This is a genomic window from Sphingomonas abaci (assembly GCF_014199625.1).
Lineage (GTDB): Bacteria > Pseudomonadota > Alphaproteobacteria > Sphingomonadales > Sphingomonadaceae > Sphingomonas > Sphingomonas abaci.
In genome coordinates, this window is record NZ_JACHNY010000002.1 from 456,510 (window position 1) to 474,715 (window position 18,206).

Genomic DNA, 18,206 nt, shown 5'->3' on the forward strand with positions numbered 1-18,206 from the left:
GATGCGCTTGATCGGCGGGTCCTAGTCCTCGAACACGTCGACCAGAACTATGCCGCTGGCCTGCAGCCATTCCGCCGGCGGGTACATACGGACGACGTCGAGCCAGCAGTCGCCGGGCACGGGCTGCCCACGCTTCGCCGCCAGCGCTTCCGGACTATCGTCCATCGGTAGCCCGGCGAGGGGAAAGTCGGTGTTGAAGACACGGCGGGCGGTGTCTTCCAGCCACCAGACGAGGCCCAGCGTGGGCCAGCGTGACCATCGACCCGACGAATGCCGGTTGCGGATGAAGTCGTCGACGATGATCTTGGCCCGCTCGGGCGAGATTTCGTCGGCGATCTTCTGCGCGGCGATCCGCGCTTCGGCGGCGGCCATTTCCTGTTCGAGCTCGGCATGGGCCAGGACGAAGAGCCGCTTGGCCTCCGCCGGATCGCGCGTCTTGAGCGAGCGGCGGACCTGACGCCGGCCCATCTCGCCCCGCAGATGCGGCGGCAGTTCCTTGTAGAGATAGTAGATGCCGGTCTGGGGATGTTTCCAGGGTGTGATCATCTGCACCATGCGCTTCTATACCCGTTCGCTATACCTGCGGACGGTGAAGCTGGCGTAAATCCTGGATTTCCGCGCCTCGATGCGAGGATGGTGACCCCTACGGGAATCGAACCCGTGTTTCAGCCGTGAAAGGGCCGCGTCCTAACCGCTAGACGAAGGGGCCGTGAAGGCGTGAGCGGGTCGTTAGAGGAGAGTTTTCGGTTCGTCAATCGGCATATGCGGCATCATCGAGATGAAGTTCGGCCGAGGGTTTTGCTCCCCAATCGTCCAGCCGGGCACGGCCGGCGAGCCATAGGCGGCGGTGCTTGGGGAGGGCGAGCAGGGTCTGACCCAGCGCCGTGTCGACTGCGCGGAAGGCCATGGCCTTCAGACTGCGGCCGTCCTCGCCCGCGGCGATGGCGCGGATATGGCCGCTGCCGACCACATCGACGCGGAGGAGGCGGAACGGCCCCGCCACGATGCGCGGCGAGGGCCAGCCCGCCCCGTAGGGCCCACCGGCATCGAGCGATTCGACGAGGCTGGGCGTCACGCCGCCGGGCGCGACCACCGCGTCGACCAGCAACGCGCGATCCTCGCGGGCCTGCGCGGTCGCGTCGGCGAGCCGTTCGTCCAGGAAAGTGGCCAGTTCGGGCAGGCGCGCGGCGTCGATCGTCAGGCCGGCGGCCATCGCATGGCCGCCCCCGGCGGCCAGCAGGCCCTGTTCGCGCGCCGCCATGATCGCCGCGCCCAGGTCGACGCCGGTGATCGAGCGTCCCGATCCCTTGCCGATGCCCTGTTCGTCCACCGCCACCACCACGACCGGGCGACCGAGGCGCTCCTTAAGGCGTCCGGCGACGATGCCGATCACACCCGGATGCCAGCCCCGGCCCCAGACGGTGACGACATGGGCGCGCTCGTCGACCAGGAGATCGGCCTCGGCCTGGACGGCGGCCTCGATCGCGCGACGGTCCTCGTTGAAGCGTTCGAGCTCGCCGGCGAGGCGTCGGGCTTCGTCGGGATCCTGAGTGGTGAGCAGGCGTACGCCCAGGTCCGACCTGCCGACCCGGCCACCGGCGTTGATGCGCGGGCCGAGTGCGAAGCCGAGATCGGTCGCTGTCGGCGCGCGGGTCAGACGCGAGGCCTCGATGAGCGCGGCCAGGCCGATATTACCGCGCCGGGCCAAGACCTTCAGCCCCTGTGCGACAAAAGCGCGGTTGAGGCCGCGGAGCTGGGCGACATCCGCAACGGTGCCGAGCGCGACCAGATCGAGCAGGTCGATCAGCCGGGGTTCCGCCTGGCTGACGAAATAGCCGCGACCGCGCAGTTCCCGGACCAGCGCCGCGCCGAGCAGGAAGCACATGCCGACCGCCGCGAGGTGCCCGTGCGCCGCCGCCTCCGCTGCTTCGTCGAGGCGGTTGGGGTTGACCAGGGCGTGCGCGACGGGCAGCGCCGCCGCGCATTTATGGTGATCCACGACGACGATCTCGATCCCGGCCGATCGGGCATCGTCCAGCGCCGCAAACGCCTGGGCGCCGCAATCGACGGTAACGATCAGCGACGCGCCTTCCGCCGCCAGCCGGCGCAGGGCCGGGGCGCTGGGGCCATAGCCCTCGGTCAGGCGGTCTGGGATATAGGCGCGGGCGTCATGGCCCAGGGCACGAAGCAGGCGGATGAGCAGGGCGGTCGAGGTGGCGCCGTCGACGTCATAGTCGCCGAAGATCGCGATCGGCTCGCGCGCGATCACCGCCTCCGCCAGCCGCGCAGCAGCGCGGTCCATGTCGCGGAAGATGGAGGGATCGGGCATGAAACCGCGGATTGACGGGGCGACATGTGCTTCGATCGCGTCGGGCGGGCAGCCGCGCGAAAGCAGGAGCTGACGGAGCAGCGCCTCACCCCCCAGTCCGCCGTCGCGGTCGTCGGCGGACAAGGCCCGCCAGCGCCAGGGCTGGCCGGTGACCGATTGCGTGATGCCAAGAACGGTGCCGGGCGACAACGTCACGCGAGCGAAGGACCGGTGGTAGACATGATGGGCATCCGTAGCGGCCCGGACGCGGGCGGCAAGGGGAGAGGCGGCGCGTCCGCGATCAGCGCAGCCAGGGATTCTCCCGAAACCATTTGGTGACGATGTACTTGGTGCCCGCGACGACCGGCATCCCCTCGTGGATCGTCGCGTCGTTGGGGGCGCCGTCGAGCTTCATGTTGTTCCAGGCGAGCAGCAGGCCGCGCCGGGGCGCGACACGGACGCCCGCGGTGGGGAACCAGGTCGCGCCGCCTTCCTCGACATCGTTGAGGTAGATCATCGCGGTCCAGGTGCGCTGACCACCCTCGGCCACCATCCGTGGCCAATAGCTTTCGGTGTCGTGGAAATAATCGTGATGCGCGCGGAAATGCTGTCCCGGCGCATAGCGCTGCCCCTGCATCGTCTCGCCATGTACGGGGTCGATGCCGAGCAGCGCCGCGATCGCCTCGTCGGTCGGTCGGACGTCGGGCGACCAGCGATCCATGTCGCAGCTTTCCGAGGTGCGGAAGCCCTGGTCGTTCCGGTCGGACAACAGGGTTGAGGGACGGCGATGATTGTCGATCATCGTGACCAGCGAGGCGCAGGTGGCCGCGTCGAGGAAACCGGGCACACGGTAGATCTGCGCATCGTCGACGGGCAGACGCTCGACCTGGGGATTGGCATCAAGCCGTGTTGCGACACTGTGCCCGACCAGCGCGCGGGCGGCAGAGGTGGCGGGCGCCCGGGTCGCCGGGCGGGGTTTGGAGAAAAGCGCCATGCCCGGCTTTTCGCGCCACCCGGCCACGATGGCAAGGGGGCGTACGATGCCCCGGCCCGCGCGGCGAAGCACGCGGGCCGGGCTGCGGTCACCAGAACAGGTCGTACACCGCGTCGACGATCCGGCCGGTGCGCAGGTCGACGAGCAGCGCGTCGCCATAATAGCGCACCCAGCGATAGGGGCCATACGCTTCCGGGAGGCGATAGGCCCAAGGATCGGCGATCCAATAGCCCTGGCTCCACAGCGGCGGCGCGAGGGTCAGGCCGAGGCCGAAGCGCCGATAGCCGTGCGTCCACCCCGAGGGTCCGTAATAGCGCGGCAGGTGGAAGGCCTGGCGATTGTCGCGCCGGAACGCGTCGAAGTCGAACCGCCGGTCGTCGCGCCAGCCCCGATCCCAGGCGCGCGGCCGATAGCCGTTGCGGCCGCTGGTCCAGCTACCCTGGCTGCCCCGGTCATCACTCCAGCCGCCACCCCGATCGCCGTTCCAGCCGGGCTCGAAGGCGCGGCGTCGGTCCCACTCGGCTCGCGCGCGGTCCCGATACTGCTCACGATCCCGATACTGCTCACGTCCCCAATCCGGATCGCGACGATCGCGCTCGACGGCGCGGCGTTGTTGGTCGCGCCGCCAGGCGTCGGCGGAGCGGTCGGCGGCGCGATCGGCCTGAGTTCGGCCCGTCCCGGGGAACCGATCGTTCCATCCGGGAACGGGCGCGGGGCTGGGTTCCGGGCGCTGGCCCACCTCGGCCGGCGGTCCGCGGTCGGCATCGCGATCCAGGCCACGATCCGGACCCCGGCGCCAGCCATCGGCACGCCGGTCGGCATCGCGGTCCACGCCGGCGCGATCGGGGCGGGGCCCCGACTGCACGGCGTCGGCCCGCGGCTGACTAGCCCGTTCCGGCCGCCGCCATCCCTCGGGCGGGCGGTCGGGGCGTGGGCCGAAACGCTCGGCGTCGGGCATCGGTCGGGGGGGCGGGCCACGTTCGCCGGCTGGGCCATCGTCGCGCCGCTCGACCTGCTGCGCCAGCGCCGAGGCGGGAAATAAGGCGACCGCCGCCAGCAGCGATCCGATCAGCGTCCTCATTCGTCCGTTCCTTGTCCGTCGGCGCACCAGCCGACCCCGATGATGGACAGGTTGTGCCTGAGGCGGGACGAACGGAAGCTGAATCGCGTCGTCAGCGATCCGACAGCTTCGCCGGCGCGACCAAGGCGGGAACCGATCCGGCCGCCTCCGCCGGATCGATGCCGGGACGCGCGCCGGCGGGGATCACATCCTCGCCGCGCTGAAGGCGGCCGGCGCGACGCACCGCCTCGACGATGCGGGGATAGATGCCGCAGCGGCACAGATTGGTGAGCGTGGCACGGATCATTTCCTCTCCGGCGTTGGGATCGCGCCGCAGCAACGCCGCCGCCGCCATGACGAAACCGGGGATGCAAAAGCCGCACTGCCCGACCTGTACGGCTAGAAAGGCGCGCTGCACGGGGTGCTCACGCTCGTGCGACAGCCCCTCGATGGTGGTGACGACCGCGCCCTCGACCTGGGCGATGCTGACCTGGCAGCTTCGCGCCGCGCGGCCATCGATGTCGACGGTGCAGGCCCCGCACCGGCCAGTGCCGCAGCCATATTTCGTCCCGGTCAGGTTGGACGCGTCGCGCAGCGCCCAAAGCAGCGGCGTCTGCGGATCGAGCCGGTATTCGACCGGCTGGTCGTTGACGGTGAAGCGGGTCATGCAGGCACGCGCCGGGCCTCAGCGTTCCAGCAGGCGCGGCATCAGTTCGACGAAATTGCACGGGCGATGGCGGCTGTCGAGCTGTTCGCGCAGGATGCCGTCCCAGCCGTCGCGCACCGCGCCGGTCGAGCCAGGCAGCGCGAAGACATAGGTGCCGCGCGCGACACAGGCGCAGGCGCGCGACTGGACCGTCGAGGTGCCGATCTTGGCATAGGAAAGATGGCGGAACAGCTCGCCAAAGCCGGGGATCATCTTGTCGGCGACGCGTGCAACCGCCTCGGGCGTCACGTCGCGGCCGGTCACGCCGGTGCCGCCGGTGGTCAGGATCACATCGACGGCGGGATCGTCGATCCACTGGGTCAGCCGGGCGACGATCGCGTCTTCATCATCCCGCTCGATCGCGCGGTGCGCCAGCCGGTGACCGGCGCCGGTCAGCCGCTCGACCAGCGCGTCGCCCGAGCGATCCTCGGCCAGGCCGCGCGTGTCGGAAACGGTCAGGACAGCGATGCGGACCGGCAGGAAGGGACGACTCAGGTCGATCGGCATCAGCGCACGCCGTCCGGATTGCCGGCGGAGAAGGAGATGCCGGCCTTGGGCCGCTGCATCGCCATCGCGGCGGCAGCGGCGCGCAGCGCGTCGGTGTCGCTGGGCACGGCTGAGGGAGCGGTGGTGCTGGCGGGCGCGGTGGCGGCCATCACGACCGGCGCCGGGCCGGCTGGAGCAGTCCGCACCGGGCGCCCGACGGCGGCATAGCCGATGTTGCGGGACGGCATCCGCACCGCCGTCGCTCCCGACAGGCCCGGGAAGCGCGGCCACATGCCCTGCGCCAGCGCGTTGCGGCTGGCGGACTTGGTCTTGCCGTTCTGCGCCTCGTACATCCAATAGTTGCGCAGGACGGTGGTGACGTATCCTCGCGTCTCCCAATAGGGGATGCTTTCGATGTAGAGGAGCGGATCGCCATTGTCGTGAACCAGGCTGTTCCACTCGCCGACCGGCTTCGGCCCGGCATTATAGGCCGCGATCACCTTGGGCAGCAGGCCGCCGGTGATCCCCATCATGTCGCGCAACCGCTCCAGATGGCGCTGGCCGATATCCATGTTGGTGGATGGACGCGACAGCGCGGTTTTGTCGATCGGCAGCCCACGTTCGCGCGCGAAGTCGACGGCGGCGGCCGGCATGATCTGCATGAGGCCATAGGCGCCGGCCGGGCTGGTCACCTTGGAGCGAAAGCGGCTTTCCTCCAGCGCATGGGCGTAGACTAGCGACTTGTCGACGCGCCAGCCGCTGTCGGGCGTCCAGTTGGGCGTCGGATAGCGGGCCTCGGGCAGGGTGGTGACGCCCTGGGGGCAGTTATGCGCCAGCCACAACGTGGTGGCGGGCAGATCGAGCGTCTCGGCCAGACGTACCAGGCTGGCGAATTCGGCCGGATTGCCGATTCGCGCCTGCTGTCGGATCACGTCGTCGGCAAGTTCGGTTTCGCCGACCTCGACAAGCGCCGCGGCGACCCGGATATTGGGACGGCGCTCCAGCGCGGACCATTCGGTCGCGACCAGACCGTGCCCCGGCTTGGCCTTGTCGCGCAGGCCGAGCGCCTGGCGGGCGAGCTGGCCGTAGAAGCTCTCGCGGAACTGCGCCGCGCTGGTCAGGCGCGCCTGCACCTTGTCGGGTCGGGCGCAGACGATGTCGGCGCGCGCCGCCCAATAGAGGCCGGCGGCGCGCAAGTCGACGTCGTTGGCGCGGGCGGCGACGGCCTCGAATCCCGTTTCGGCGGCGTGGCAGTCATTCTGCCGCCACGCGGCGAGCGCGCCCATCCAGCGGCCCTGCACAGCCCAGTCGCCATACCCATTGGCGGCCAGGGCTCCCAGCTCGCGCGCCTTCTCGTCATTGCCCTGCAGGAAGTACATCCAGGCGACCCGCGCCTGCCATTCGGTCTGCGCTTCGCTCGACAGGCCGGAGGTCGCGACCAGCAGCGCCTCGGCGCTGGCCCCGTCGTCGGTCTTGATGAAGGGCTGCATTCGCGCGAGCAAGTCGGCGGCGACCTGATCGCTCGCCGTCGGCTTGGTGCGGACGCGGCGGGGGGCGCCGTCCTGCCAGATCAGGCGCTGCTGGGGGGGCAGGGGGGGCAGGTCGGACGCGCCGCGCGCCTGCGCCAGCCTGCGGAGCTGCTCGGCCTGGGGCAATTCGGGTGCATCGTTGAGCAGTGCCACCAGCGGCGTCAGTTCGACGCGCGGCGACCCCTTGGCAGTGTACATTTCGGCGCGCGCGATGGCGTGAAGTGGCCCCGGCGCCATCGAATCGAGCGCGATCTGCGCGTCGGTCCAGCGTCCCTCCCGGATCGCGGCGAAGACCAGCCGGTAGGCGCTACGCTGCGCGGCATCGAGCTGGTCTGGGATATGATCGAGCCGGGTGCCCGTGGCCGGAGCGGGTGCGGGCGCGGCGACGGCCGGGCAGGCGAGCGAACAGCCGGCGAGCAGCGTCGCGATCGTCAGTTTGAGCCTCATTCCCCCGCGTCTCCCATCAACAATCTCAAGTCGCGCCAGCTCTCCGCCTTCATGGCGGGCCGCTCGATCAGCAGCCGGGGATGAAGGCTGGCGACGACCTGGGTCATACCGTCTTTATGCTGAAAGCGGTGTTGACGTCCGCGCGCCGCACCGCGCTCCATCCCCAGGATCGCACGGCTCGTCGCGTTGCCCAGTAGCAGCAGCCTTTTGGGTGCAACCAATTGGACATGATGGCGTGCGACCTCGCCCAGTAGTGCCTCCACCTCGCGCGGCATCCGGCCCGCGGTCGGTCGGCGCGCGCAGACGGCGGCGACATGCACCGCATCGCGGGTCAGACCGATCGCGGCGAGCATCCGCTCGAAAAGGCGGCCCTGGATGCCGGCGAGCAGTGCGCCCGCATCGCCATCGTCACGGTCGGGACAGTCGAGCAGCACCATCAGTGCCGCCTCGGCCGGGCCGCTGGCCGCGACCGCCGCGCCGTTCCAGCCCGCATCGGGCGCGTCCGGCCCCATCCGCCACTCGGCGAATGCCTCGAGCGTCGCGGGAAGGACGGGGACGGGCAATGCCGCGTCGGCGGCGGGGCGGAGCGATGACGCGGGTAGGGGCGGGGCGGCGAACCAGTCGCGCGCGATATCCTCGACCAGCAGGTCGACGCCCGCGTCGGACCACCAGTCCAGTGCGCTGGCGACCAGCGCCGCGTCGAAATTCTGATACGCCCCCATCGCGCATTCCCTTGCGCGACAGTTGACGTTTTCGTCAATCTATCGGATCGGCAGACAGGACAGGACGTTGCCACTGTACGTCTGTCGGCGATGCGGCCGGCGCGGACAGGCGGAACGTTACGGCAACCGTCGCTGGCGGACCGGATCGGGAGTGGATGGAATGAGCGAACGCGAGTCGATGCCCTATGACGTCGTGATCGTCGGTGCGGGGCCCGCCGGCCTGTCCGCCGCGATCCGGCTGAAGCAGCTCGCCGATGCGGCCGGCAGCGAGCTGTCGGTGTGCGTGCTGGAAAAAGGCTCGGAAGTGGGCGCGCACATCCTGTCCGGCGCGGTGATCGACCCGCGTGCGATGGACGAGCTGATCCCTGATTGGCGCGACACCGACTGCCCGCTGGCCGAGACGCCGGTGACGCAGAACCATCATTGGGTGCTGACGGCGAAGAAGAAGTTCAACCTGCCGCATCTGTGGACGCCGCCCTTTCTCCACAACGAGGGGACCTATACCTGCTCGCTCGGCAATCTATGCCGCTGGCTGGCCGGCCGCGCCGAGGCGTTGGGCGTCGAGATCTTCCCGGGCTTCGCCGCCGCCGAAATCCTGTTCGACGATCAGGGCCGGGTGAAGGGCGTGGCTACCGGGGACATGGGCGTGGCCCGCGACGGCACGCACAAGCCCGACTATCAGCCGGGGCTAGAGCTGCACGCCAAATATACCTTCTTCGCCGAAGGCGTTCGCGGTCACCTGACCAAGGAGATCATCCGCACCTTCGACCTGGCGCGCGACAGCCAGCCCCAGGTCTATGGCCTGGGAATCAAAGAATTGTGGGACATCGCGCCGGACAAGCACGAGCCGGGCAAGGTCGTCCATACGCAAGGATGGCCGCTGACCGAGGTGCCGGGCGGTGGCGCGAACGGCGGCGGCTGGATCTATCACCAGGCCAATGGGCAGGTCTCGATCGGCTTCGTCACCTGGCTGAGCTACACCAACCCGCACCAATCGCCCTTCCAGGAAATGCAGAAGTGGAAGACGCATCCGGCGGTCGCCGAACTGCTGAAGGGCGGCAAGCGCGTGTCCTATGGCGCGCGGGCGATCAACGACGGCGGGTTGCAGGCGATCCCGAAGCTCGTCTTCCCCGGCGGCGCCTTGATCGGCTGTTCGGCGGGCTTCCTCAACGTGCCTCGGATCAAGGGCACGCATGGCGCGCAGAAATCGGCGATGATGGCCGCCGAAGCCGCCTTCGCCGCGATCCAGGCCGGGCGCGAGGCGGACGAGCTGACCGCCTATCCGGAGGCGTTCGAGGCGAGCTGGCTGAAAAAGGAGCTGTCGGTCGTCCGCAACGTCGTGCCGCTGGTCAAGAAGTTTGGCGACTTCCTGGGCTCGGGCCTGTCGGGCGTGACCATGTGGGCCGAACATTTCGGCCTGAAGATGCCGTTCACGATGAAGCATCATCCCGATCATGAGAGCCTGTGGCGTCAGGACCAGGTCAAGCCGCCGATCTATCCCAAGCCGGACGGCGTTCTGACCTTCGACCGACTGTCGTCGGTGTTCCTGTCGAACACCAATCACGAGGAGGACCAGCCGGTCCATCTGACGCTGCGCGACCCCGATGTGCCGGTTACCTACGACCTGCCCCTGTATGACGAGCCGGCGCAGCGCTACTGCCCCGCGGGCGTCTACGAGATCGTCGGGCGGGACACGGGCGATCCGAAGTTCGTCATCAACGCGCAGAATTGCGTCCACTGCAAGACGTGCGATATCAAGGACCCGACCCAGAACATCAACTGGGTGGTTCCGGAAGGCGGCGGTGGTCCGAATTATCCCAATATGTAAATCGCTTGGTCTGGCGGCCTCGGCGCTGGCGCTCTGGTCCGGCCCGGCCATGGCGGCGGTCACCGACCGGCGACCGCTCGCCACCTACCTAGCGGCGCGGGCGGCGGACGCCGAAGGACAGGGCGACGCCGCGCTGGCCGGCTATGCGCGCCTGCTGGGCGAGGCGCCGGGCGATCGCGCCGTCGCCGCCCATGCCTATCGCGAGGCGGTGGCCGGCGGCAATGCGGCGCTGGTTCGACGCGCGATCGCGATCCTTGGCAAGGCCGCGCCGCCCGACGCGGCGTTGTTCCCGCTCGCCGATGCTGCTCGCGCGAACGATCCGGCCGCCTTCGCCAAGGCGCTTGCCGGGCTGGACAGCGGCATCCTCCGCGTGATCGCGCCGGCGCTCCAAGGCTGGCTGGCCGAGGCGCGTGGGCAGGACGGCATCGCGCTGCTCGACACGGTGCCGAAAAAGTCCCTGGCGGCGCGTTTCGCGGCGGAGAATCGCGCCTTGCTGCTGGTCGCGCGCGGCAGGGTCGATGCCGGGATCGCGGCGGCGGAGGCGGTGCAGGGGCCGACCGGCCGTTCGCCGGTGATCCGCGCCATCGCGGAGCTGCTGGTCGCCGACCATCCCGAGCGGGCGGCGGCGCTGCTCGATGATTCAGCCCTGCTGGCGCAAACCAGGGCCAGCGCGGCGCGGCCGACGCTGGCCTTCGCCACCTCGCGCCTGTTGGTGCGTCTGGCGCGCGAGCTGGACGGCGAGCGGGGCAGCGTCATCGGTCTTGCCATGGCGCGCGCCGCGCTGGACTGCGACCCGACCTATGTGCCCGCGCGCCTGGCCTTGGCGATGCAGGTCGCGCGCAGCGACGATCCGGACCGGGCGCTGGCCTTGCTCGACGCGGTCCCGCTCGACGGCCCCTATGGCGAGGCGGCGCTGGCGGAGCGGTTCCCGCTCCTCGCCCGCACCGACCGCGATGCCGAGGCGCTGGCGCTCGCCCGGCGGCGGGCGGAGGCGGAGGATGCCGACGGCGTCGACCGGGCCCGCTATGCCGGGCTGCTGGTCCAGGCGGACCAGGCCAAGGCGGCTTTGCCCTGGTACAAGCGGATGATGCGGGACCGGCGCTTCGCCGGCAACGCAACCGCATGGCTTAATTACGCCGCGGGGCTGGATGCGGCGGGCGACTGGAAGGGCGCACGAAAGGCGCTGACTCGCGCCCTGTCCCTGTCGCCCGACGACCCGCAGATCCTCAACTATCTGGGCTATGGCGAGATCGAGCATGGCGGCGATCCGGTCGAAGCGATCGCGCTGTTGGAGCGGGCGCACCGGCTGGCCGGGGACGACGCCTCGATCGCCGATTCGCTCGGCTGGGCCTATCACCGCTTGGGCGACACGGCGCGGGCGCTGCCGCTGATCGAGGGCGCGGCGGCGGCCGAGCCCGACAATGCCGAGATCGCCGAGCATCTGGGCGACCTCTACTGGGCCGCGGGCCGCCGGTACGAGGCGCGCTACGCCTGGGCGGCGGCGACCGTCACCGCCGAGCCGCGGGACATGGCGCGACTGGCGCGCAAGCGGGCGGAGGGATTGTGACGATCGTCGAGGAGGCGCCGGCCAAGATCAACCTGGCGCTGCATGTCCGCCATCGCCGCGCCGATGGCTATCACGCGCTGGAGACGCTGTTCGCGTTCGCACAGGATGGCGACCGGATCACGGTGGCCCCGGCCGGGCGCGATGGTTTCGCGATCGGGGGTCGCTTTTCCGCCGGCCTGGCGCGCGAGGGCGACAATCTGGTGACACGCGCGCGCGATCGCTTTCGCGCCGCGGTCGCGCCCGTGCCGCCGGTCGCCATCACCCTGACCAAGGCGCTGCCGATCGCATCGGGTATCGGCGGCGGCTCGGCGGACGCTGCGGCGACGCTGCGGGCGCTGGCGCGGTTGAGCGGCGTGCCGGTCAAGCGGGTCATGCCGGTCGCGGCCTCGCTCGGCGCGGACGTGCCAGCCTGTGTGCTGGGACGGACCAGCCGGGGCACGGGCAGGGGTGACGAACTGGAGGAACTGGACGGGCTGACCGACCTGCCGCTGCTGCTGGTCAATCCGCTGGTGGCGGTGTCGACCGCCGCGGTCTTTGCGGGCTGGGACGGGGTAGATCGGGGCGGCTTGGCGCTGGGCAATCCCATGGCGGTTGCGCTGGCCGGGCGCAACGACCTGGAACCGGCGGCGCGGGCAGTCGCGCCGGTGATCGATACGGTGCTGGCGACCCTGGCCGAACAGCCGGGCGTGCGTTTGACGCGGATGTCGGGGTCGGGCGCGACCTGCTTCGCCCTGTTCGACGACGTGGCTGGCCGGGATGCCGCCGACCGCGCGGTGGCGGCGGCGCGGCCGGACTGGTGGCGCATGGCATCGCGGCTGGCATGATCCGCGTCACCCGCCGGGCTGCGCTGGCGACGATCACGCTGGACCGGGGTGGCGCGCGTAACGCCATCCTGCTGAGCGGCTGGCGACAACTCGCCCAGATCGGCCCCCTGGTCGAGGACGCGTCGCTGGTGGTGGTGCGATCGGCGGACCGGGTCTTCTCGTCGGGCGCCGACCTGGACGAACTGGCCCGACTGTCGGCGGAGCCCGAGCGACGCGCGCCGTTTCGCGAAGCGATGCGTGCCGGCATCGACGCGGTCGCCGCGTTGCCGATGCCGGTGGTGGCGCTGGTGGAGGGGGGCTGTTTCGGCGCGGCGGTCGCGCTGATCCTCGCCTGCGACTGGCGGATCGCCGGGCCCGATGCCTGTTTCGCCGTGCCTCCGGCCAGACTCGGCATCGGCTACCCTGCGGAAGATGTCGCACGACTGGCGGCGCAGATCGGGCGCGGGCAGGCGGCGCGACTGTTGTTCACCGCGCAAACCATCGACTCGGGCGAGGCACGCCGTATCGGACTGGTCGAGACGGTGGCGGAAGCGCCGGACCTGGCGCTGGCGAATGATGCGGCGGCGCTGCGGGGACTGAAGCGCGCGCTCGTCGATCCCAGCGACGCCAACCATGCGGCATCGTTCGACAACAGCTTCACGACCGAGCGGTTCGCCCGCTTCGCCGCCGACCGAATCGCGCGCGCCGACTAGCGAAAAACCGCTGTTCCGCTCTTGTTCTGGTGGAACGTAATGCGTACATGGATCGTGACGCGTTGCCCTCCGGGTGCGCTTGCTCTAGCGATGGGAGCCCGTAATGGCCGCCAACCTGAAAGTGATCGACACCGGCATGGCAACCGCAAACACCGACCGACAAAAGGCGCTCGACGCCGCGCTGGCCCAGATCGACCGCGCCTTCGGTAAAGGCTCGGCGATGAAGCTCGGGCAGAAGGAGACGATGCAGGTCGAGGCCATCTCGACCGGTTCGCTCGGGCTCGACATCGCGCTGGGCGTGGGCGGATTGCCGCGCGGCCGCGTGATCGAGGTCTATGGCCCGGAATCGTCGGGCAAGACGACGCTGGCGCTGCACGTCATCGCCGAGGCGCAGAAGAATGGCGGCACGGCCGCCTTTGTCGACGCCGAGCACGCGCTCGACCCCGTCTATGCCAAGAAGCTGGGCGTCAATATCGACGAATTGATCGTCTCGCAGCCGGACACCGGCGAGCAGGCGCTGGAGATCACCGATACGCTGGTCCGCTCCAACGCGATCGACGTGCTGGTGGTCGACTCGGTGGCGGCGCTGGTGCCGCGCGCCGAGATCGAGGGCGAGATGGGTGACAGCCATGTCGGCCTGCAGGCGCGATTGATGTCGCAGTCGCTGCGCAAGCTGACCGGCTCGATCAGCCGATCGCGTTGCATGGTGATCTTCATCAACCAGCTCCGCATGAAGATTGGCGTGATGTACGGCAACCCGGAGACGACGACGGGTGGTAACGCGCTGAAATTCTACGCCTCGGTCCGCCTCGACATCCGTCGCACCGGCGCGATCAAGGACCGCGAGGAGGTCACCGGCAACACCACCCGCGTCAAGGTGGTGAAGAACAAGGTCGCGCCGCCGTTCAAGCAGGTCGAGTTCGACATCATGTATGGCGAGGGCATTTCGAAGATCGGCGAGATTCTCGACCTGGGCGTCAAGGCCGGGCTGGTCGAGAAGTCGGGCTCCTGGTTCTCCTACGACTCGATCCGCATCGGCCAGGGTCGGGAGAATGCGAAGAATTATCTACGCGACAATCCCGAGCTTTCGGACCGGCTGGAAAAGGCCATCCGCCAGCGCACCGAAAAGGTCGCCGAGGAAATGATGGTCGGACCGGACGCCGAGGACGACGCCTGAACCATCAACGGCCCGCCGGCGACGGCGGGCCGTTTGCTTATGCGGGACTGGTGCGAAGAGGCGGGATGACCAGCGCAGCGGATTGGACCGGTCGCGTCGGCAATGTCTGGGCGGCGGAATGGCAGCGGACCGATCGCAGCCTCGCCGATCTGGCGGTACATCTGGATGCCGCCATCGCGCACGTGGCACCGGACACCGGGCGGGCGCTCGATATCGGCTGTGGCGCCGGCGGGACCAGTCTTGCGCTCGCCGCCGCCCGACCCGGCCTGGCGATCACCGGCATCGATCTCTCCGAGGAACTGGTCGCCGTCGCTCGGGAACGGCTGGCGGAACGATACCGGCTCGATCCCGCCGCCACCCAAGTGCGGTTCTGCGCCGGAGATGCCGTCGCCCTCGCCCAAGCCGAAGAACCGGTCGACCTGATCGTCTCCCGCCACGGGCTGATGTTCTTCCCCGACCCGGTCGCCGCGCTGGCCGCAATCCGCGCCGCCACGACCGATGTTGCGACCTTGGTTTTCTCCTGCTTTGACGCACGCGCGCGTAATCGTTTCGCCACCATCGCCGACGACATGACCCATGTCGCCGTGCCACCGCCGGCTGGCTATTCGCCGGGTCCGTTCGCCTTTTCCGATCCGCGGCAGGTGGCGGCCTGGCTGACGACGGCGGGCTGGCATGATGCGGAGTTCAGGCAGGTCGCATTCGACTATGTCGCCGGGGAGGGGAGCGATCCGGTAGCCGACGCCATATCGTTCCTCTCCCGGATCGGCGCGGCGGCCCGGCCGTTGGCCGAGGCGACGATCACGGATCGGGAGACGATGCTCGCTCGGCTTTCCGCGGCTTTGGCGGGCCATCGCGTCGGCAACCGTCTCCTGCTGCCAGCCTCGGCCTGGATCTGGCGAGCGAACGCAAGCGGCCGTTGATCGAACGCCGGTCCGGGTCGCTTCGCCTGCCCGATGCGTTAGGCTCGCTCATGAGAGGGGATCAGGCATGACGATCATCGTTCATCATCTGGAAAATTCGCGCTCGCAGCGCATCCTGTGGATGCTGGAGGAACTCGGCCTGCCCTATGAGGTCAAGCGGTACGAGCGTAATCCCGAAACGATGCTCGCCCCGCCCGAACTGCGCCGGGTGCACCCGCTCGGCAAGTCGCCGGTGATCGAGGATGGTGAGGCGATCGTCGCGGAAACCGGTGCCATCGTCGAGTATCTGGTGGAACTTGCGGACGGTGTGCTCGGCCCTGGGGCGCACCGGGCGGAGGTGCTGCGTTACCGTTTCTGGCTGCATTATGCCGAGGGATCGCTGATGCCACCGCTGCTCCTGAAACTGGTGCTCGGCCGCATCCCGCTGCTCGGCAAGCGGGCGAGCGCGCGGGTCCAGCCGATGATTGATCGACATCTCGCCTATATCGAGCAGGAACTGGCGACGCGCCCCTGGTTCGCGGGCGAGCGGATGACCGCCGCCGACATCATGATGAGCTTTCCGCTGGAGGCGGCACGGCACCGGGCGGGGCTGGATACGCGTTATCCGGCGATCACCGCATGGCTGGCCAGGATCCATGCGCGCCCGGCCTACCAGGCCGCGCTGGCGCGGGGCGGTCCTTACGCCTATGCCTGACCGGCGGCGATCCGCGCTGCCACCTTTCCAAGCCCCGGACAGCCATGATAACAATGGTCTGACAAAAGATCGGTGGAGAGGTCCTGATGCAGAATGGAACTGGGCTGAGGCATAGCCGACGGACGTTCCTGGCGGGCGCGGGCGGCGGCATGCTCCTGGCCGGGACGCCGGTCATGGCCGCCGCCGACACCAAGGCCCGGACCATGCCAGCCGGCCAGCGCCGGACACCGGTCGTGCATCCCTTCGACCTGTCGGCCGTAACATTGGCCGACAGTCCGTTCCTGCATGCGCAGAAGAAGACCGAGGCCTATCTCCTGTCGCTCGATCCGGACCGGATGCTCCATAACTTCCGGGTCAATGCCGGATTGAAGCCGCGCGCGCCGGTCTACGGCGGTTGGGAGTCGGAGCCGATCTGGGCCGACATTCATTGCCAAGGCCATACGCTCGGCCACTATCTCTCCGCCTGCGCCCTCGCCTGGCGATCGACCGGAGATGCGCGTTACCGCGCCCGGGTCGCCCATATCGCCGCCGAACTGGCTGAATGCCAAACAGCATCGCGATCCGGCCTGGTCTGCGCCTTTCCCACGGGACCGGCGCTGGTCGCGGCGCATCTGCGGGGCGAACCGATCACGGGCGTGCCGTGGTACACGCTGCACAAAGTCTATGCCGGCCTGCGCGACGCGGCGCTGCTGGCGGACGATTCCACTGCGCGGACGGTGCTCTTGCGCTTCGCCGACTGGGCGGTGGCGGCGACTGCGCCGCTGAGCGACGCGCAGTTCGAGACGATGTTGGAGACCGAACATGGCGGCATGAGCGAAATCTTCGCTGATCTTCACGACATGACCGGCAAGGTAGCTTATCGTGACCTCGCCGGCCGCTTTGCGCAAAAGGCGGTGCTAGCACCCCTGGCCCGGCAGCGCGACCTGCTCGACGGGCAGCATGCCAACACCCAATTGCCCAAGATCATCGGCTTCCAGCGCCTCTGGGAGGAGACGGGACAAGAGGCGTATCGCACCGCCGCGCAGTTCTTCTGGACGACGGTGGCGACGACCCGGTCCTTCGCCACCGGCGGCCATGGCGACAATGAGCATTTCTTCGCCGCCGCGACCTTCGCCGACCATGTCTTCTCCGCCAAGGGGTCGGAGACCTGCTGCCAGCACAATATGCTGCGGCTCACCCGCGCCTTGTTCCTGCACGATCCCCGCGCGGAATACGCAGACTATTACGAACGGACGCTCTATAACGGCATCCTCGCCTCGCAGGATCCGGACAGTGGCATGGCGACCTATTTCCAAGGCGCGCGTCCCGGCTATATGAAGCTGTACCACACGCCGGAGGATTCCTTCTGGTGCTGCACCGGCACGGGCATGGAGAACCATGTCAAATATCGCGACTCCATCTACTTCCACGATGACCGGTCGCTGTATGTGAACCTGTTCGTGCCGTCGTCGGTCCGTTGGGCAACCAAGGACGCGACGCTGACCCAGACCACGCGCTTTCCCGATGACAGCCGGACACAGTTTCGCTGGACCCTGGCGCGACCGACGGATGCGACGCTGAACCTGCGTCATCCCGGCTGGAGCCGCAGCGCGGTGGTGCTGGTCAATGGGACCGAGGTCCTTCGATCGACCCGGCCCGGCCGCTATCTCGCGCTGGCGCGCACCTGGCGCGATGGCGATCGGGTCGAGTTGCGCCTGGCGATGGCCGTCGAGGTGCAGCGCGCGCCCGCGGCCCCAGGGATCGTCGCCTTCACCTATGGGCCGCTGGTCCTGGCCGGCGCGCTGGGGCGGGCGGGGCTGGCGCCCGGTTCGGACATCATCGTCAACGAGCGGAAATATGGCGAGTATAACGCCTCGCCCTTCACCCCGCCGACATTGGCGGGCGACCCGGACGCGGTCGCCCGGGCGATCCGCCCGACCCCGCGCGAGCTCGAATTCGAGACCGTCGCCGCCGATGGCAGCCCGGTCCGGATGATCCCCTACTTCCGCATCGCCCACGAACGCTATGCGACCTATTGGCCGCTCGATACGGCGTGAAGCCGTGACGGAGCATAGTTTCGGGCGATCGGCCGGTTCTTCGGCATGCGTTGGCGAGGCGCGGCGTAGGATCCTGCATCGTCGCCCTGGTGGCGCAGGATAGCATGGCGCGGGTGCTGCCGGTGATCGGCGCCAATACCATGCTGCTCATCGTGCGGGTGGGTGGCGCGCCCCCGCGCGGCTATTCGACACCAACCGCCCACTCTGGAGCATACG

16 protein-coding genes and 1 tRNA gene are annotated in these 18,206 nt (G+C 69.2%); 8 read left to right on the top strand and 9 right to left on the bottom strand.

All coding sequences use genetic code 11. From position 1 onward, the window contains the following. Positions 1-21: 21 nt before the first annotated feature. From GGQ96_RS07185 to GGQ96_RS07225, 9 genes are all read right to left on the bottom strand, one after another. Positions 22-555 (bottom strand): DUF6538 domain-containing protein, encoded by a 534-nt coding sequence (locus GGQ96_RS07185; RefSeq protein ID WP_184113012.1) that lies wholly within the window; start codon positions 553-555, stop codon positions 22-24. Positions 556-634: 79 nt separating this feature from the next. Further along, a tRNA-Glu gene (locus tag GGQ96_RS07190) sits at positions 635-709 on the bottom strand. Positions 710-751: 42 nt separating this feature from the next. Next, complete coding sequence (gene recJ / locus GGQ96_RS07195; protein ID WP_184113241.1) at positions 752-2,518, bottom strand: single-stranded-DNA-specific exonuclease RecJ; 1,767 nt, start codon at positions 2,516-2,518, stop codon at positions 752-754. 91 nt (positions 2,519-2,609) lie between these two features. Beyond that, a complete protein-coding gene (locus GGQ96_RS07200) occupies positions 2,610-3,302 on the bottom strand; it encodes a prolyl hydroxylase family protein (RefSeq protein WP_184113014.1) in 693 nt (230 codons plus the stop codon). 88 nt (positions 3,303-3,390) lie between these two features. Further along, entirely contained in the window at positions 3,391-4,383 is a 993-nt protein-coding gene (locus GGQ96_RS07205; RefSeq protein ID WP_184113016.1) for an RcnB family protein, read from the bottom strand. Between the two features lie 91 nt (positions 4,384-4,474). After that, entirely contained in the window at positions 4,475-5,029 is a 555-nt protein-coding gene (locus GGQ96_RS07210) for a (2Fe-2S)-binding protein (RefSeq protein WP_184113018.1), read from the bottom strand. Positions 5,030-5,047: 18 nt separating this feature from the next. Continuing rightward, positions 5,048-5,575, bottom strand: coding sequence for a molybdenum cofactor biosynthesis protein B (moaB, locus tag GGQ96_RS07215; RefSeq protein WP_184113019.1), 528 nt, complete (start codon positions 5,573-5,575; stop codon positions 5,048-5,050). After that, positions 5,575-7,530, bottom strand: coding sequence for a lytic transglycosylase domain-containing protein (locus GGQ96_RS07220; protein ID WP_246360236.1), 1,956 nt, complete (start codon positions 7,528-7,530; stop codon positions 5,575-5,577). Before GGQ96_RS07220 ends, moaB begins: the two co-directional genes overlap by 1 nt. Beyond that, on the bottom strand, positions 7,527-8,252 hold the full coding sequence (locus tag GGQ96_RS07225) for a uracil-DNA glycosylase family protein (protein ID WP_184113021.1): 726 nt from the start codon (positions 8,250-8,252) through the stop codon (positions 7,527-7,529). Before GGQ96_RS07225 ends, GGQ96_RS07220 begins: the two co-directional genes overlap by 4 nt. Before the next feature lie 160 nt (positions 8,253-8,412). Here GGQ96_RS07225 and GGQ96_RS07230 point away from each other — a divergent pair, with 160 nt between their 5' ends. The 8 genes from GGQ96_RS07230 (at position 8,413) to GGQ96_RS07265 (ending at position 17,990) form a co-directional block, all read left to right on the top strand. Then, positions 8,413-10,080, top strand: coding sequence for an electron transfer flavoprotein-ubiquinone oxidoreductase (locus GGQ96_RS07230; protein WP_184113022.1), 1,668 nt, complete (start codon positions 8,413-8,415; stop codon positions 10,078-10,080). Beyond that, a complete protein-coding gene (locus GGQ96_RS21755; protein ID WP_184113023.1) occupies positions 10,055-11,647 on the top strand; it encodes a tetratricopeptide repeat protein in 1,593 nt (530 codons plus the stop codon). Before GGQ96_RS07230 ends, GGQ96_RS21755 begins: the two co-directional genes overlap by 26 nt. After that, positions 11,641-12,471, top strand: a complete 831-nt coding sequence (locus GGQ96_RS07240; RefSeq protein ID WP_184113243.1) for a 4-(cytidine 5'-diphospho)-2-C-methyl-D-erythritol kinase — start codon at positions 11,641-11,643, stop codon at positions 12,469-12,471. Before GGQ96_RS21755 ends, GGQ96_RS07240 begins: the two co-directional genes overlap by 7 nt. Then, a complete protein-coding gene (locus tag GGQ96_RS07245) occupies positions 12,468-13,163 on the top strand; it encodes an enoyl-CoA hydratase/isomerase family protein (RefSeq protein WP_184113029.1) in 696 nt (231 codons plus the stop codon). Before GGQ96_RS07240 ends, GGQ96_RS07245 begins: the two co-directional genes overlap by 4 nt. A gap of 103 nt (positions 13,164-13,266) precedes the next feature. Next, positions 13,267-14,340, top strand: coding sequence for a recombinase RecA (gene recA, locus GGQ96_RS07250; protein WP_184113031.1), 1,074 nt, complete (start codon positions 13,267-13,269; stop codon positions 14,338-14,340). A 65-nt stretch (positions 14,341-14,405) separates the two neighbouring features. After that, a complete protein-coding gene (locus GGQ96_RS07255; RefSeq protein WP_184113034.1) occupies positions 14,406-15,260 on the top strand; it encodes a class I SAM-dependent methyltransferase in 855 nt (284 codons plus the stop codon). A 67-nt stretch (positions 15,261-15,327) separates the two neighbouring features. After that, the gene (locus GGQ96_RS07260; protein ID WP_184113035.1) at positions 15,328-15,954 is read left to right on the top strand and encodes a glutathione S-transferase family protein; all 627 of its coding nucleotides are present in this window, start codon (positions 15,328-15,330) and stop codon (positions 15,952-15,954) included. Between the two features lie 86 nt (positions 15,955-16,040). After that, positions 16,041-17,990: a glycoside hydrolase family 127 protein gene (locus tag GGQ96_RS07265; protein WP_184113037.1), complete on the top strand. Its 1,950-nt coding sequence runs from the start codon at positions 16,041-16,043 to the stop codon at positions 17,988-17,990. Positions 17,991-18,206: the final 216 nt, after the last annotated feature.

What these genes read in the sequence shown, in the direction of transcription:
- GGQ96_RS07185 (WP_184113012.1), bottom strand. Translation starts at nt 555, where the DNA reads ATGGTGCAGATGATCACACCCTGGAAACATCCCCAGACCGGCATCTAC.
- GGQ96_RS07200 (WP_184113014.1), bottom strand. Translation starts at nt 3,302, where the DNA reads ATGGCGCTTTTCTCCAAACCCCGCCCGGCGACCCGGGCGCCCGCCACC.
- GGQ96_RS07205 (WP_184113016.1), bottom strand. Translation starts at nt 4,383, where the DNA reads ATGAGGACGCTGATCGGATCGCTGCTGGCGGCGGTCGCCTTATTTCCC.
- GGQ96_RS07210 (WP_184113018.1), bottom strand. Translation starts at nt 5,029, where the DNA reads ATGACCCGCTTCACCGTCAACGACCAGCCGGTCGAATACCGGCTCGAT.
- moaB (WP_184113019.1), bottom strand. Translation starts at nt 5,575, where the DNA reads ATGCCGATCGACCTGAGTCGTCCCTTCCTGCCGGTCCGCATCGCTGTC.
- GGQ96_RS07220 (WP_246360236.1), bottom strand. Translation starts at nt 7,530, where the DNA reads ATGAGGCTCAAACTGACGATCGCGACGCTGCTCGCCGGCTGTTCGCTC.
- GGQ96_RS07225 (WP_184113021.1), bottom strand. Translation starts at nt 8,252, where the DNA reads ATGGGGGCGTATCAGAATTTCGACGCGGCGCTGGTCGCCAGCGCACTG.
- GGQ96_RS07230 (WP_184113022.1), top strand. Translation starts at nt 8,413, where the DNA reads ATGAGCGAACGCGAGTCGATGCCCTATGACGTCGTGATCGTCGGTGCG.
- GGQ96_RS07245 (WP_184113029.1), top strand. Translation starts at nt 12,468, where the DNA reads ATGATCCGCGTCACCCGCCGGGCTGCGCTGGCGACGATCACGCTGGAC.
- recA (WP_184113031.1), top strand. Translation starts at nt 13,267, where the DNA reads ATGGCCGCCAACCTGAAAGTGATCGACACCGGCATGGCAACCGCAAAC.
- GGQ96_RS07255 (WP_184113034.1), top strand. Translation starts at nt 14,406, where the DNA reads ATGACCAGCGCAGCGGATTGGACCGGTCGCGTCGGCAATGTCTGGGCG.
- GGQ96_RS07260 (WP_184113035.1), top strand. Translation starts at nt 15,328, where the DNA reads ATGACGATCATCGTTCATCATCTGGAAAATTCGCGCTCGCAGCGCATC.
- GGQ96_RS07265 (WP_184113037.1), top strand. Translation starts at nt 16,041, where the DNA reads ATGCAGAATGGAACTGGGCTGAGGCATAGCCGACGGACGTTCCTGGCG.